13 protein-coding genes and 1 pseudogene are annotated in these 14,557 nt (G+C 40.8%); 4 read left to right on the top strand and 10 right to left on the bottom strand.

All coding sequences use genetic code 11. The features are described from left to right. Positions 1 to 23: 23 nt before the first annotated feature. Complete coding sequence (locus ACESPQ_RS03135; protein WP_002605767.1) at positions 24 to 1,124, bottom strand: glycerol dehydrogenase; 1,101 nt, start codon at positions 1,122 to 1,124, stop codon at positions 24 to 26. Positions 1,125 to 1,561: 437 nt separating this feature from the next. Here ACESPQ_RS03135 and ACESPQ_RS03130 point away from each other — a divergent pair, with 437 nt between their 5' ends. Next, positions 1,562 to 3,829, top strand: a complete 2,268-nt coding sequence (locus ACESPQ_RS03130) for an ATP-binding cassette domain-containing protein (RefSeq protein WP_002605768.1) — start codon at positions 1,562 to 1,564, stop codon at positions 3,827 to 3,829. Between the two features lie 191 nt (positions 3,830 to 4,020). Further along, positions 4,021 to 5,634 carry a collagen-like protein gene (locus tag ACESPQ_RS03125; RefSeq protein ID WP_002605769.1) on the top strand — a complete coding sequence of 538 codons (1,614 nt, stop codon included), beginning with the start codon at positions 4,021 to 4,023 and terminating at the stop codon, positions 5,632 to 5,634. 85 nt (positions 5,635 to 5,719) lie between these two features. Here the strand turns inward: ACESPQ_RS03125 and ACESPQ_RS03120 are convergent, their stop codons facing one another. Beyond that, complete coding sequence (locus tag ACESPQ_RS03120; protein WP_008818645.1) at positions 5,720 to 6,040, bottom strand: hypothetical protein; 321 nt, start codon at positions 6,038 to 6,040, stop codon at positions 5,720 to 5,722. A 241-nt stretch (positions 6,041 to 6,281) separates the two neighbouring features. Further along, positions 6,282 to 6,656, bottom strand: a complete 375-nt coding sequence (locus ACESPQ_RS03115; RefSeq protein ID WP_373143921.1) for a molecular chaperone Hsp90 — start codon at positions 6,654 to 6,656, stop codon at positions 6,282 to 6,284. A 372-nt stretch (positions 6,657 to 7,028) separates the two neighbouring features. Between ACESPQ_RS03115 and ACESPQ_RS03110 the strand changes: the two genes are divergently transcribed. Together ACESPQ_RS03110 and tgt are read left to right on the top strand one after the other, a co-directional pair. Then, the gene (locus ACESPQ_RS03110) at positions 7,029 to 7,673 is read left to right on the top strand and encodes a queuosine precursor transporter (protein ID WP_257270554.1); all 645 of its coding nucleotides are present in this window, start codon (positions 7,029 to 7,031) and stop codon (positions 7,671 to 7,673) included. Further along, positions 7,660 to 8,880 (top strand): tRNA guanosine(34) transglycosylase Tgt, encoded by a 1,221-nt coding sequence (gene tgt / locus ACESPQ_RS03105; protein WP_257270553.1) that lies wholly within the window; start codon positions 7,660 to 7,662, stop codon positions 8,878 to 8,880. Before ACESPQ_RS03110 ends, tgt begins: the two co-directional genes overlap by 14 nt. Positions 8,881 to 9,309: 429 nt before the next feature. On the opposite strand, the gene ACESPQ_RS03100 is transcribed toward tgt, so the two are convergent. The 7 genes and pseudogenes from ACESPQ_RS03100 to ACESPQ_RS03070 form a co-directional block, all read right to left on the bottom strand. Beyond that, positions 9,310 to 9,849, bottom strand: a complete 540-nt coding sequence (locus ACESPQ_RS03100; protein ID WP_002605774.1) for a methylated-DNA--[protein]-cysteine S-methyltransferase — start codon at positions 9,847 to 9,849, stop codon at positions 9,310 to 9,312. A gap of 100 nt (positions 9,850 to 9,949) precedes the next feature. Further along, complete coding sequence (locus ACESPQ_RS03095) at positions 9,950 to 10,816, bottom strand: AraC family transcriptional regulator (protein ID WP_373143920.1); 867 nt, start codon at positions 10,814 to 10,816, stop codon at positions 9,950 to 9,952. Positions 10,817 to 10,827: 11 nt separating this feature from the next. Next, the gene (locus tag ACESPQ_RS03090; protein ID WP_373143919.1) at positions 10,828 to 11,940 is read right to left on the bottom strand and encodes a C45 family autoproteolytic acyltransferase/hydolase; all 1,113 of its coding nucleotides are present in this window, start codon (positions 11,938 to 11,940) and stop codon (positions 10,828 to 10,830) included. Positions 11,941 to 12,486: 546 nt separating this feature from the next. Beyond that, positions 12,487 to 13,689: an excisionase gene (locus tag ACESPQ_RS03085; protein ID WP_373143918.1), complete on the bottom strand. Its 1,203-nt coding sequence runs from the start codon at positions 13,687 to 13,689 to the stop codon at positions 12,487 to 12,489. A 245-nt stretch (positions 13,690 to 13,934) separates the two neighbouring features. Then, the gene (locus ACESPQ_RS03080; protein WP_257327546.1) at positions 13,935 to 14,084 is read right to left on the bottom strand and encodes a hypothetical protein; all 150 of its coding nucleotides are present in this window, start codon (positions 14,082 to 14,084) and stop codon (positions 13,935 to 13,937) included. Next, a pseudogene (locus ACESPQ_RS03075) lies at positions 14,027 to 14,209 on the bottom strand (hypothetical protein); the annotation flags it as partial. The pseudogene ACESPQ_RS03075 and the gene ACESPQ_RS03080, both read right to left, overlap by 58 nt. 125 nt (positions 14,210 to 14,334) lie before the next feature. Beyond that, a complete protein-coding gene (locus ACESPQ_RS03070; RefSeq protein WP_257327545.1) occupies positions 14,335 to 14,496 on the bottom strand; it encodes a hypothetical protein in 162 nt (53 codons plus the stop codon). Positions 14,497 to 14,557 lie beyond the last annotated feature (61 nt).

Here is a 14,557-nt window from a genome sequence, read left to right as displayed (position 1 = left end):
TTCACACATTCACTTGGTGTGTATCAGCTTTCATTAAGGAAATAATGTCCATAAGCATCTGCCGCGATAATAGCCGCATACACCTTATCCGGAGTGACCTCAAACGGCATGTTATGCAGTGTATCATTTTCCGCACATGCTGCCTTCGCTACTGCCATTATTTTCTCTTTTGTGATTTCAGCAGCACCAAGCTCCTCCAGTGTAACAGGTAATCCAAGCTCAATACAGAATTCTATGATTTCCTGCAGCTCAGCAGCTTCAACATTTTCTAAAACCAGCTGTGCAATGGTGCCAAATGCAACCTTCTCGCCATGATACATATGGTGGCATTCCTCCAATACAGTCAGACCATTATGAATCGCATGAGCTCCTGCAAGACCAGCGCTCTCGAAGCCAATGCCGCTAAGCAGCGTATTAGCCTCTATAATCTTTTCAACAGCAGGAGTACACACGCCCGCTTCCAAAGCAAGCTTCGCCTTCACACCTTCCTCCATTAAAGTTTCAAAGCACAGCTTTGCAAGTGCCATAGCAGCTCCGGTAACCTTACCGCCTGCGCAGCTCACCGCATCACTCTGCTCACATGCCCGCGCTTCAAAATAGGTTGCAAGAGCATCACCCATCCCAGCTACAGTAAGTCTTACAGGAGATTTTGCAATGATATCTGTATCCATCAGGACCAGATTCGGATTAGCAGGTAAAAAGAGATATTCTTCAAAAACCCCTTCATCTGTATAGATTACGGAAAGGGCACTGCATGGAGCATCTGTTGACGCTATGGTTGGACAAATCAAAACAGCAGTTTTTTCATAATGTGCAACCGCCTTGGCTGTATCAAAGATTTTTCCTCCACCGATACCTATCACAAGATTACATGTGTTTTTCTTCATAACTCCACGTAACCGCTCTATTTCATGTTTTGAACATTCTCCATGAAAATAATCAAAAATAAACGTACAGCCTGTTCCAGCAAAGCTATTTTCAATATCCTTTCCAATTCTGCGATATCCGCCCTCACTGATCAAAATCAGTGCTTTCGTTCCATACCCTTCTGCGTATACTCCCAGTTTTTTCATTTCACCAGCACCCTGTACATATTTTCCAGGGCTAATTAAAACCTTTGCCATGTTACCACCATCCTTTTCTATGGCAATTCATTTCTTTATATATTGTAAGATAGCGTTTTCACAAAGTCAATGAATCTTCTGTAAAAAACATTGGCCCTATCTATTTTCACAAGATATGCTGATCGAACAGGTATTCCAGTCTCATTATAAAAATCAGACAGTTTCATATAAAAGCAATATGTAAATGATGTCTTGCATCTTCATTTGTCATTATCCGTAAATGAACATCAATGTAATACGGTTAAGCAACTTGTCTCATAGTAAATCATCAAGCCACAGATGATATCGTCTTAAAATTACGAGAAGGCACAGCTATATGAAATCATGCTATAAGATGTTATCTGCTTCAAAAACAGAATAACCCTATTGACTCTACCATTAGGGGAGACTATATAATGAGTATTGATATTTATCATGAACTAGCAAAGGAGTTATAAATGAAAAAACAAGACAGCATAGTGATTCGAGGACTGAATCAAAATAACCTGAAGCATGTATCTCTTACCATACCTAAAGACAAAATTGTTGTATTCACGGGAGTATCCGGCTCTGGAAAATCCAGCATTGTATTTGATACAATTGCTGCAGAGAGTCAACGCCAGATGAACGAGACTTATACTGCTTTCATACGAGGACGCCTTCCTAAATTCGAAAAGCCTAAAGTAGATCACATCGATCATTTGAGTGCCTCAGTTATTATCGATCAAAGCAGACTACAGGGGAATGCCAGATCAACCGTTGGCACCATCAGTGATCTTTACTCTGCTATGCGACTGCTATTCTCGCGAATAGGCTCCCCCTATATAGGAAGCGCCTCCTGTTTCTCCTTCAACGATCCAAGTGGAATGTGTCCGGAGTGCTCAGGGCTTGGAAAAGTTATTGAACTGGATATATGTAAAGCACTAGATCCCGAGAAATCATGGAAGGAGGGAATGGTCGATCTTCCTGCCTTCCATCCTGGTAACTGGTATTATCGACAGTACACAGAATCCGGTTTGTTTGATCTTGAAAAGCCGCTTAAAAATTATAGCGAACAGGAATACAATCTTCTTTTATACGGAGCCTACAAACGTGGAGACAAACGGTTGAATAAACGTGTTGAAGGTATTCACAATCATTTTTCAAGACTTCTTATCAACCGGGACCATTCGGGCTCCTCTGAGGTTTCAAAAAAACGTTTAGAAGAGATGATACAGGAAAAAGAATGCCCACTTTGTCATGGTAAGCGATTAAATGAGCATGGTTTGTCCTGTAAAATCAACGGATTTACAATTGCTGATCTTTGTGACATGGAGTTTCTGAAGTTACGGGATGTTATCAGTGGAATAAAGGATGCAAGAGTAACCACAATTATAGAGGCTCTAACAGCATCTCTGAGCCGTATGATTGATATCGGGCTTCCGTATCTGAGCATGAACAGAGAATCCTCCACACTATCAGGGGGTGAAGCACAGAGACTGAAGCTGGTCCGTTATATGGGGAGCTCCTTGACAGGTTTAACCTATATATTTGATGAACCAAGCACAGGCATGCATCCAAGAGATGTATACAGAATGACAGATTTGCTTCGCAAGCTGAGAGACAGAGGAAATACAGTTCTGGTAGTAGAACACGATAAGGATGTCATCAGAATAGCAGATGAAATAATAGATGTAGGCCCACTGGCAGGAAGAAATGGCGGGAGGATTATGTTTCAGGGAAGCTATGAGCAGCTTTTATGTTCAGATACACGAACCGGTCATGCAATGCGTGAGCAAATCAGGATAAAAAATCAGCCCAGAATCCCAACTGAATATCTTTCCATAAATAACGCATCACTACACAATCTGAAGCATGTCTCTGTGGATATTCCTCTGCATATTCTTACAGTGGTGAGCGGCGTGGCAGGTTCAGGAAAAAGCTCTCTTATCCGTGATGTCTTTGCAAAGCAATACGAAGACCGTGTAGTCCTCGTGGATCAGACGCCAATAACTGCAACCGGCCGGTCTACACCTGCAACCTTCCTGGATTTCAGTAATGATATCAGAAAGCTGATGGCAAATGAACATCACATTGATGTCGGTATGTTTTCCTTCAACAGCAAAGGAGCATGTCCGCATTGCCATGGAAAGGGAATTGTTGTTACAGAGCTCGTATTTATGGACCCTGTAACAACCGTATGCGAAATGTGCGAAGGAAAACGCTACAGCGAGGAGGCATTATCTTATGAGTACCGTGGACATAACATAGCCGACATTATGGAATTAACCGTTGAAGATGCATTGGAATTCTTCAATGACAAGCCAAAGATTTTCAGAAAACTGCTCACCCTGCACGAGGTAGGTTTATCCTATCTGTCACTCGGACAACCACTTTCAACACTTTCCGGTGGTGAGCGTCAGAGAATTAAGCTTGCAAAGCATCTTAAAAATAAAGGAAATATTTTTATACTGGATGAGCCAACTACTGGTCTTCATGCATCCGATATCAAAAGTATCATGAAACTGCTGGAAGGCTTTGTAGAACGAGGTAATACAGTTATCATTATCGAGCATAATCTGGATGTGATGAAGCAGGCAGATTATATCATAGATATCGGACCGGATGGCGGTACTGCAGGTGGAGAGGTTGTTTTCATGGGGACACCAAAGCAAATGCTTGAACAGGCTGACACTATAACTGCACACTATTTAAGAAAATCCTGTTATGGAGTAACACAGCAATAGCCTTTCGATTGTACAAAGCAAGAGTAAGCGTCAAACACGGTAAAATAGAGAAAACAATCTTCTTTTTCAGAAACCCCTTTTGCATTGATTACATACAAACAGCCATAAGCATGGAGAAACCTCTTGGTAACCAAGCAGAATACCTATGATACTTAAGAAAAGCGACATAACATAGACTGGAGGTGAAGAATATGCTGAAGATGCTGGAGGATACTGGGATTACAGGTCCTACCGGGCCTACAGGTCCCACTGGACCGACAGGTCCGCGAGGTATTACAGGAAGCACAGGAGCAAACGGCGCTACAGGTATCAGTGGTGCGACGGGGCCTACTGGTGCTAATGGAAGTACAGGTCCTACCGGAGCACGAGGTGCAACAGGACCAAATGGTGCAACGGGCGAAACAGGACCGAAAGGCACAACCGGTGCGACAGGGTTAACAGGAGCGACAGGAATCAGCGGTGCGACGGGGCCTACTGGCGCGAACGGAACAGCAGGACCAACAGGTTCCAGAGGCAATACAGGACCAACAGGAGCAACTGGAAATACCGGTATACAGGGAGCTACCGGAGCTACGGGAGAGAATGGAGCAACGGGGGCTACAGGGGCAAGTGGTGAACCTGGTTTACCAGGAGCGAGCGGACCTACAGGTGCAACCGGAAACACAGGACCGACTGGAAGTGATGGAGCGACAGGGGCAACCGGGGAAACCGGGGCAGCAGGCAGCACAGGCGCGACAGGCGCAACGGGCGCGGATGGCGTTAGCGGGCCCACAGGGGCAACCGGCAATACAGGTCCTACTGGGGCCATTGGTGTTACAGGACCGATTGGAGCAACCGGACAAAACGGAGAAGCAGGACCGACAGGTCCTGCTGGCAATACCGGAGTTACGGGTGCCACCGGGGATACAGGTCCTACGGGAAATACCGGAGCGACTGGCAATGATGGAAATACTGGAGCAACCGGAGCGACCGGAAATACAGGAGCTGATGGCATACAGGGAGCTACAGGTCCCATCGGGCCCACAGGTTCAACCGGAGCAACTGGAATAACCGGAGCGACCGGGATAAGTGGTATAACAGGCGCAGACGGAGCTACAGGTCCTACCGGGGCCACAGGCAGCACAGGCGCGAACGGCATTACAGGACCGACAGGTGCAACCGGCAGCACGGGAGCTACAGGACTTTCCGGCATACAGGGTGCCACAGGAGCGACCGGTAATACAGGAACCAATGGAAGCACGGGACCGACTGGTCCAACGGGAGCTACAGGCTCTATCGGTAATACCGGGGCAACTGGTACTAACGGAGTCACAGGCGCAACCGGACCACAGGGTAATACCGGTGTAACCGGAGCCAATGGAATTACCGGACCAACAGGAGCAACCGGTAGCACGGGAGCGACCGCAACAGCGCAAAATGGACAATTTTCTGTCAATGCATCGTCCATATCCAGCAACTCTCTCATTACATTTTCTACTGCATTTATCAACGGAACAACTATTTCAGCAGCAAGTACAACTGCAATCAATCTGAGTGCCGGACATGTCTATCAGGTTTCTTTTTTGGTAAAAGCATCTGTAACTGTAGCAGGTGCAATCGGTGTTACACCTCAGCTAAACGGTGTTTCCCAAACAGGCTTTGCGACAAGTGCCAACGCTACATTAACGGCACCAACAGTTAGTGTCAGCGGAACATTTCTTGTAAATACGCTGATTAGTGCAGATGTTCAGGTCTCTTTCCTTTATACATCTTCACTGCTTGCAAACTCTCCATCTGGTGTCTTCAGTATATTACAGATACAGTAGCTTTACCGAATTCATTTCTATTATAAAACTCCCGGATACTGTGCATGTTGACAGCAGTCCGGGAGTATTTATACAGTAAATAAATTTACAATGAAAACAGGTGTGCCAAAATCGCGATAACCTCGCCCAGCATGGTTGACATAATCAGCATGGGTAGTCCAGATTTCTTGTCCTCCTTGGATACGATGATAATCATGGGAAGAGCCAGTATTCCGCCAATCAGCCCTCCCTTTATCCACCATACCACATGAAACAACTCTGTATTCAATATGATAAACGGCAAGGTGAAATAAAATACAAATGCCGATGCTATTGAATACTTATCCAGCTTCATTTTCACCATGGGCAGAATATCTACTGCCCCGACTGCAATACCTAACATACAGGTTATAAAAAATTTGTCCATACATCCTCCTTATTTTCCTACATCTTATTAGACGGTAAATTTCTTTTATTGTGACAGTCTTTCATCAATTTATTTCACCGGCTTCAGAATTTTCATTTTACTTATTCAGCAATTATGAAAAAGGATGAAAAAGTCAGAATCTTTCACACAGGAAAAGGTTCCTGTTCTATTGTGTTTTCAATAGATCAGAAACCTTTTTCCTGCCCTACTTATGGTTTCAGACAAATCAAATTGCTGCTCTTTACTTATCTCTCACTGCTTTGAGAAGCTCATCCTTTTTCTCCAGAATATAGGCAGCCGCTGTACATGCAGGACAATCGCAGTATTGCGCTCCCTGCTGTTTGATTTCCTTTGCATGCTCCGCTACCTGAACTGCCTTCTCTTCACCAAATATCTGCTTTCCCTGATTTGATTCTGCCAGCGCAATCAAATCCTGAATAGTGACAATATCTTCCTCCAGTTCTTTCATATACGCCTGAGTTACCTCCTCAATGCGCTGTGTGCCTACCGCATCAAGCCATGTCTGAGCCGCAGCCCTTGCTTCTGCACTGCAAGTAACAGAATTCATAAGCTCCTTTGTTTTTTCTGTGATAGCATCCATCAATTCTTGTTTCATAACAATACCCTCTTTCCTATGTATACCTTCATTATACATGCTTCCTTTGCGAATGTCATTTTCTAAGTTTAAAAATCTAATTATTCTGTCAGGCTTCTTCTATAAGAATACCTCACCATATATAGAACCCGCCACTTATCAAATAAGGCCAAAGTCATTGTTCTGCATATAAATTAACCGTTGTAATGAGAACACACACATTGGCATGAAAACTTACGTGCTCCTGCGAACTTCCACAGATAGCATCCCTGTAAGGTCCCTTCATTTTTTCAATTCTAATTCTACATCACTAACATGAAACGATAGTAATCTAACCATATCGATCTGTATTCAATAGTTCGCATTCTAAAAAAATTATGTTATAATACTTCCATGTCAAATTTTAAACTCAGGCTTTTAATCTATTTCGCAACGATTTCTGCGAGTACGCTGTTAATTTCAAATTTAGCAGCAGTAAAGCTATGGAATTTTTTTGGTATTGCAGTTGATGGAGGTGTCGTAGTATTTCCGATCACTTATATTATCGGAGATTTGATTGTTGAATTTTATGGAAAAAAGATTGCCAAAAATATTATTCTAGCTGGTTTCTTTATTAATATACTTGCGATTATCGTGTTTTATATAGTAATCGCGCTTCCTCCTTATGAAGGATGGACAATGCAAGCTGCTATGGCAAGTGTTTTGGGATTTACTCCCCGCATTATTATCGGTTCGCTGACAGCATATGTTTGTTCAAATTTCCTGAACAATTATATATTCACAAGATTAAAAAACGGAAACGGATTTTTCGCTTCCAGCTTTATCGCGCGTGCGCTGGGCTCTTCAGCCTTTGCGCATATTATTGATTGTGTCATATTTGAGACAATTGCATTTATCGGTGTCCTTACTTTTCAGGAATTTCTTGCACAGGCAGTATTCGCCTATATTCTGGGAATCGGCTTTGAAATTGTATTCTCACCGATAGAAGCATTCATAGCAAAATTATTAAGAGGTAAGATGACAGATGACAAAATATAAAAATAACAATACATTCAGCTTTGAAATAATAAAGCGGATACCAGGCAAGCTTGGCCGTGCCGGTATTATTCATACACCCCATGGGGATATCAAGACACCGGCATTTATGAGTGTTGGTACAAAGGGTGAAGTGAAATTTGTATCTATGGAGGATTTGTACCTGATACAGGCGCAGGCTATGCTGAGTAACGGATACCACTTGCGTAATGCCTCCTTTGAAATTGCTGAAAACGGCGGACTTGCGTCATGGTCCGGCTGGAACGGACCTACACTGACAGATTCCGGAGGTTTTCAGGTTATGTCTCTGGGATCCGGTATGGGAAAAGTAGTCAGTATGAAGCGGGAAAATGATGTCATAAATACAGATCCCAAAGATCGACTCGCACATGTTACAGAGGATGGTGTCAGATTCCATGACCCGTTTACAGATCAGGAGGATTTTATCGGACCTGAGGAATCCATGCAAATTCAATGCCGAATCGGTGCTGATATTCATATGGCCTACGATGAGCTGACATCCCTTGCGGACAGTTATGAATATAATGTTGAGGCTTTGGCCCGTACAGAGCGCTGGGCAATCCGTAGTATAAATGAACACAAAAAGCACTGTGATGATCTTGGATATCATCAGTCACTTTATGGTGTTCTACAGGGTGGACGCTGGGAGGACCTGCGCCGCTCAACCGCTAAAAGATTTGCCGAGATGGATTTTGATGGCTATGGTCTTGGCGGTGCTTTTCTAAAGGAAAGCCTTGGTGACATATTGCGCTGGTGCTGTGAAGAGCTTCCGGAAACCAAGCCGCGGCATCTGCTTGGTCTTTCCCATCCTGACGATATTCTGATTGGTACAGAAATGGGTGCAGATACCTTTGATTGTGTTGCGCCAACCCGTGAAGCAAGGCATGGAAAGCTGTATACAAAGCATGGCCCTATCAAGCTGTCAAAATTTACAGACAGTCCGCTTCTGCTGGATGAGAACTGTGACTGCCCAACCTGTCAAGCAGGATGGACGCGCGGAGAGCTTCGTGCATTGTGGAAATCCGGAAGCACAGAGGGTAAGCACAAATATTTCAACCTTGCTACTCTTCATAATCTACGCTTTATTATTCGCCTTACAGAGAATACAAGGCAGGCAATTCTGGAGGATCGGTTTGCGGAATTCAAGGAAGCTTTCTTAAAATGCTATTATCCGCAAAGCGAAAAATAAACGAAAAGGACTATATGCGAATCATTATTAGACCGTATATAATCCTTTTTTTCTGCGCAGAAAACCCAATCATGCAGGCGTCTGTATTACTACTGCACTACTCATAAAGCCACATATTGTTTCTGCAATTCATGTATACAGCATGCTTGTAAGCTTACTCCCAATATAACAATAGCTTTATTAATAAATGCTTGATTGTATCCGTCATCACCTCATCTATATACAGAAAGCTTTCCTGAACCTTACGCATACATAAACACATGTGTGCAGGCTTAAAGCAGTAGCAGCCAGTTAGACCATAGCATAGTTTATCTCACCAAAGCAGTTACTTTAGGTGAACCTACTGTAAGTTCTATAAGGGCATACAGCATTGGTAGTATATAATCCAGCTACACTGTCATTTCGCAGTCTCCAGAGGAAATCTATCAATCACAGAGCTGTACCTTTTTTCGGAATAAACAGCCTCTTCATATCTGCCCCCTCCAGTGTAAGCAATTTGATTTTCACATCAATTCCTCCTGCATAGCCAGTTAAGCTGCCGTTTGTGCCAACTACACGATGACATGGGATGATAATGGATATCGGGTTATGACCAACAGCACCGCCGACTGCCTGTGCAGACATCTTCGGCTTACCTGTGACAACTGCCATTTTTCTTGCAATATCCCCATAGGTCACCACCTCTCCGTACGGAATCTGACATAAAAGCTTCCACACATTCTGTCGAAATTCTCCACCTTTTGGTAAAAGCGGAAGATTCTCAATCAAAGGTCTTTCACCCGCAAAATATTTATCCAGCCAAGCTTTAGCGGATAGGAAAATAGGAATATTCTCCCTCGTGAAGCATTTTTCAGTCAGTGTGCCGCCATAATATTTCTGACCCTCTAACCATAAACCAATTATGTTATCACCATCTGAAGCCAATGTTATTTTTCCAACGGGTGAAAAATAAGTCGCTTTGTAAAGCATAAGAGTCCTCCCTTCTTATAATTACCACACCATTCACAGACAGGCATATGCGAAAAGCACATTTTTATATGTGTGAATCCATTCCCCTATATAACTGCTTTCATTGTATCGCCACATAAATATCAATTTCTGTATCCGCATCAGCATAACCGTGAAACCGCTCATCATACAGCTCAAAAGAATCTCTGGAAGCAAGCACCTCTTTTGTTGAAAGAATCCATGTTCCCCAGATATAATTAATTGTCTGTGACAGCGTTTGTAAACCACCATGATGGGTAAATACTGCATAACGTCCTTTTTGAATCTTACGGCGCACAAAAGTGTCCGAAATCATGTCTGCGGCATTCATCTCGAACCCCAATACCTCATGAAACTGCATATCCTCATGAATCATGTAATGGGTCAGATTGTCACAGGATTCATAAACGCCAAATCTTCTGCGATTTCTGTATTGCTCCGGAAGCAGCTTGTAAAATGCTTCCCAATGCTCCTTCAGCTCATCCTGATGCAGTGATACTTCGTTACGGATACCTGCAATTTCAATTTCAGGAAGCTCAACAAGTTTTGGATGAACATTTATATGCTCCATCAGATGTGTTATTTTTTCATCATTCAGACGCTGCTTTCCTGAGGCAAATGTATGAATACGATTGCTTCGATATGTTGATGGATTCACTTTATATACACTTTTAAATGCACGGCTGAAAGCTTCAGCTGATTCAAAATTATTATCAAGCGCAATCGTAATAATCTTTTCATCTGTGTAAAGAAGCTTTTGCGCAGCATTTGCCAATCTGCGCTTCTTAATATAATTCCCTATACTCTCTCCTAATACCGCAATAAACTGACGATTCAAATGATAATAAGAATAACCGGTAATCTTAGAGACCTCTTCTACACTCAACGCTTCATTTAAATGCTGCTCTATATAAATCACTGCCTGCTCCAGCACTTTTTTATAGTCCATAAGCTGCTCCTTTACAGAGGAATCCATTCCAATATATCCTTCTTATCTGTTTCAACAGCAAGAGCAATGTCCCTTTGCTCCTCCTGTATATTATCTAAAGAATAGCATCTCCAAGTATTTCTTGCAAGACCACCCCAGCATAATTCGATAGTATTGTCAAAAGGGGACAAGATCATACTTTTAGTTGTGCCAAAGCTTTCCCTGTAGTGATGAAAGCACAACCCCTCAGGATAATCGGATAACAGCATTTCCTTTAAGGTATTTCGTGTGATATCCGTTTTATTGGATAATTTCTCTTCGATATATTGATACCGTTGCACGCTGTGCTTAAAGGCACCAGATTCCAAATGCTTATCATCGTCTAAAACCGCATGATTTGTTGTGAATAGCAGTGCTTCCTCAGTCGTGATGCAGCGAATCGCCTTCTTACCGGCATAGGTTTGAATCAGAGCGGCGTGTTCTTCCTTGTCAAAAATAATCATATTCATGTGAAAGGCAATTGGCATATCCTTAATATACGATAATGCTTCCTGCACATTACGGCAGTTTTCCAAAAGAGCTCTAACAACGATCCAGTATTGCAGTCCCTCTATACAGGGCGTTTTCATATATGGTAAATCCACAACTGGTATTCCACAGGAGGTCATGGTGACAGCAAGACCATATTCATTTATGCCATCATCTCGCCCGGCGCCCAGAATAGAGGTTCCCATATGCGTGTGTTTTCCCGTAACAGAGGTTTTTATCAAAGTGAAATCCTCGATTTCATCGGAGAACTCAAAATTGCGTGCAAGTAGAGGCTTTTTTTCCTTTGTGATTGAGGAACATACCGCGATTTGTGAACAATTCGGTACCAGATGTGTCATATGATAGAAATATAGATCCTTGGGCTCAACATGAAGTGCATCTGCAATTCCTTTCAATTCATCACATAATCCCGGACACCAGATATCCAATAGACTATTTATTTTTTCTAATCTATTCTGATTCATTTTGTTATTGTGAGATACACACTTTCTCCGCCAAACAGTGTCTTTAGAAATTACGTCTCCAAGACGATATCCGATTTCATAGCTTGAACCGGTTAGATATAAGGTGCGTGCTGTTGCTTTTGTATACTTCATAGAATCCCTTCCTTTTCAGAACTTTCTTATAGGAACAGTTTAGCAGTATTCTTATTTTTATGCATGATATTTTATGCTATTCTTCGTTTAAAGGTATTCCTTGATTTGTGATGATTAGCAACTGCGTTTTTTAATATGGAACGAGCTAATGATGAGACTACAGCATAATTGAATCTTATACCACCGGATACGCAAAACTCTGCACAGGCATGCTATCTAACTAGAACCTCCATATCACGCACACACACATGCAAACAACAAAAAATCCATAGAATGGGGCTTTCATGAATATACATGATTGTACGTAAGCGCCGAAACCTGATGTTTCTTAACATTGAGAAAAGATTATATGAAAATGATAACAGTATGATCGCTGGCAATTGTTCTTATTTTCACCAAGTGCAAAGATTGAAGCAAGCTGATTATTTAAACTCTCTAAAAACATCTGTTTGACCCCTGCTTTAAAAAGAAATTTATTTTAAAACAAGAGAATGCATGAATGAAGACTTTCAAAAAAAGATGTACTGCTCTTTAGCTGGCGGTAGTTCACACATCATCTTCCTTGAATATCTTTATTTTTGATATTCCTTTATCATTTTTCAGTATTGATTGCCTATCGATAACTTTTTCGATTCTACCTCTCACCTGAATAGAAATTGCTGATTTTCTTTCTTCATCTAAGAAAGGATTTTTATCGAGTATCTCATAAACAGATTTATCAAAACCACATAATTTATCTTTATTCAGCCAAGACAAATCATCTACCAAATGCAGCTGTTCTTCTGCCTTTGCTTTGAATGGCTTACTCTTATATGTTGTTCCTATCAACTGTGTGGGTGTAGTAGCCCATAATGAACTACCACTATCATATATGGGCGCTATTCTTTCCCATTTTAAATCAAGGACATTTCTGATTGCGCCAAAATTACGATAATGGCGATCATAGTTTCCAAGTATATAATCACATACCAGCATCTTATTGACTTTTGTTCTTACATTAGGGATTCCAAGTTCACAGCATACATTTATATAATGCTCATACAAAGATTCACTTCCTCGTAATTTCTTTGTGGCATCAATATAAAAGGCGGGTACTAATTCTTCGTTTTCACTGACCATCGTTTCACAACAGCAATAAGCGATTCCATTTTCTTCTATTAACCAATAAGGTACAAACTCATCTTCGTTTAAAATTCTCTCATACAGTTTGGTTGCAATGACTTCGTTATAAGGTTCCTGATTGTTTAGTGTGTTTCCGCTCTTAACCAGACATCTCTTGCCATTGATTATTTCCCATTTCTTTCTTAGATTTCCATCACTTGAATTATCTGGACTGAACATATCAATGCTATCAGTATATTCTATTTCACCCATCAAAAATTTTCCCATATCTTCACTGAAATCATTGGTAAAGAAATTCACTTTTTTCCATGTTGCAGATGACCCCTTCTCTTTTATCCAATATTGATCACTTAAACTCAAGCCAAAACATCTCTCTAATAACTCAATCGAATTGGTGATATTTAACTCTTCCATCACGTCTTTAAATTTGCTTCGTGACGCAGGAATAGCTCTATCTCTCCACCAGTTATTGAAAGACTTTCTTGAGATTACAGTCTTATAGTCTATAATACCTAAAGGTGCATATTCCGGATGGATCAAATTAGTTACTTTATCTATATTATGCGTTTCTTCATCATATAAAAAATCCAAGACCGCTGTATCTTTATTCATTAATCTGAATTCCATCTTTTCTCACCATCCTCTTAAATTTATCAAACCTTTATCGATATTATACCATATGCTATCTTCACTTTCATTACCTATAATCTTTCACATACTTCTACAGATATATTCGTTTGTTAATACTTATTTCTATCCGATTAACTATATGTTCAAATCGAACACCAAATATTTCCTATGAAAACATCCTATATTATACACAAAAACTTACACCAGATTTTATGTCATAAAAACACGAAAAAGTATTAGTCTTATTTAATAATTGTCTTAATTAGCTGCATCATGATATTTTTATCTTCCAGTCTTGAATTTTTAAATCCTCTTTGATAAGCTTTTAAAAATTCTAATATAGAATCACTTGTTTGCAATTGACCACCAGCTTCTTTGTATTGCTCCAACATTTTTGTAACATATTTAATATCTTGAAAGTGTCTATCAGAATAACATACCCTTTTAATAAGTATTGTTTTAATTTAGTATTCGCCCATTTTCTTAAAAGAATATCTTTAGTTGAATTTGTTCTATAGCCAACAGCTAAATAACGTCCAAATTATAGTATTTTACATTATATTCTTGAACACCAAGTTTTCCCATATGTGCAGAATTTGCACACATGCTATTTTCAACTAGTTCACCTGATTTAAAAATATTTTAATATGTCTCGTAACGACACCTTCTATCAATCCCAAACAAACTGGCTATTTGCTTTTGATTTAGCCATACTGTTTCATTATCAGGTGAAACAGTAACATCTAATACTAATTCTCCATCCTTAAATTGAACAACTTCATTTCTTTCTACTGTATCGTTCATAATGTTACCTTCTTTATTTATAATTTTATTGATTAAGCCATTATATCATTAACTTCCTCTT

This window comes from Clostridium sp. HGF2 (assembly GCF_964240115.1).
GTDB lineage: Bacteria > Bacillota_I > Bacilli_A > Erysipelotrichales > Erysipelotrichaceae > Clostridium_AQ > Clostridium_AQ innocuum.
The sequence above is the reverse complement of the archived record's forward strand: the minus strand, read 5'-3'. Positions and strand labels throughout refer to the sequence as shown.

Excerpts from the sequence above, each read along its gene's own strand:
- ACESPQ_RS03080 (WP_257327546.1), bottom strand. The coding sequence starts at position 14,084 with ATGTTGGAGCAATACAAAGAAGCTGGTGGTCAATTGCAAACAAGTGAT.
- ACESPQ_RS03085 (WP_373143918.1), bottom strand. The coding sequence starts at position 13,689 with ATGGAATTCAGATTAATGAATAAAGATACAGCGGTCTTGGATTTTTTA.
- ACESPQ_RS03095 (WP_373143920.1), bottom strand. The coding sequence starts at position 10,816 with ATGGACTATAAAAAAGTGCTGGAGCAGGCAGTGATTTATATAGAGCAG.
- ACESPQ_RS03100 (WP_002605774.1), bottom strand. The coding sequence starts at position 9,849 with ATGCTTTACAAAGCGACTTATTTTTCACCCGTTGGAAAAATAACATTG.
- ACESPQ_RS03120 (WP_008818645.1), bottom strand. The coding sequence starts at position 6,040 with ATGGACAAATTTTTTATAACCTGTATGTTAGGTATTGCAGTCGGGGCA.
- ACESPQ_RS03070 (WP_257327545.1), bottom strand. The coding sequence starts at position 14,496 with ATGAACGATACAGTAGAAAGAAATGAAGTTGTTCAATTTAAGGATGGA.
- ACESPQ_RS03130 (WP_002605768.1), top strand. The coding sequence starts at position 1,562 with ATGAAAAAACAAGACAGCATAGTGATTCGAGGACTGAATCAAAATAAC.
- ACESPQ_RS03090 (WP_373143919.1), bottom strand. The coding sequence starts at position 11,940 with ATGAAGTATACAAAAGCAACAGCACGCACCTTATATCTAACCGGTTCA.
- tgt (WP_257270553.1), top strand. The coding sequence starts at position 7,660 with ATGACAAAATATAAAAATAACAATACATTCAGCTTTGAAATAATAAAG.
- ACESPQ_RS03110 (WP_257270554.1), top strand. The coding sequence starts at position 7,029 with ATGTCAAATTTTAAACTCAGGCTTTTAATCTATTTCGCAACGATTTCT.
- ACESPQ_RS03125 (WP_002605769.1), top strand. The coding sequence starts at position 4,021 with ATGCTGAAGATGCTGGAGGATACTGGGATTACAGGTCCTACCGGGCCT.
- ACESPQ_RS03115 (WP_373143921.1), bottom strand. The coding sequence starts at position 6,656 with ATGAAACAAGAATTGATGGATGCTATCACAGAAAAAACAAAGGAGCTT.
- ACESPQ_RS03135 (WP_002605767.1), bottom strand. The coding sequence starts at position 1,124 with ATGGCAAAGGTTTTAATTAGCCCTGGAAAATATGTACAGGGTGCTGGT.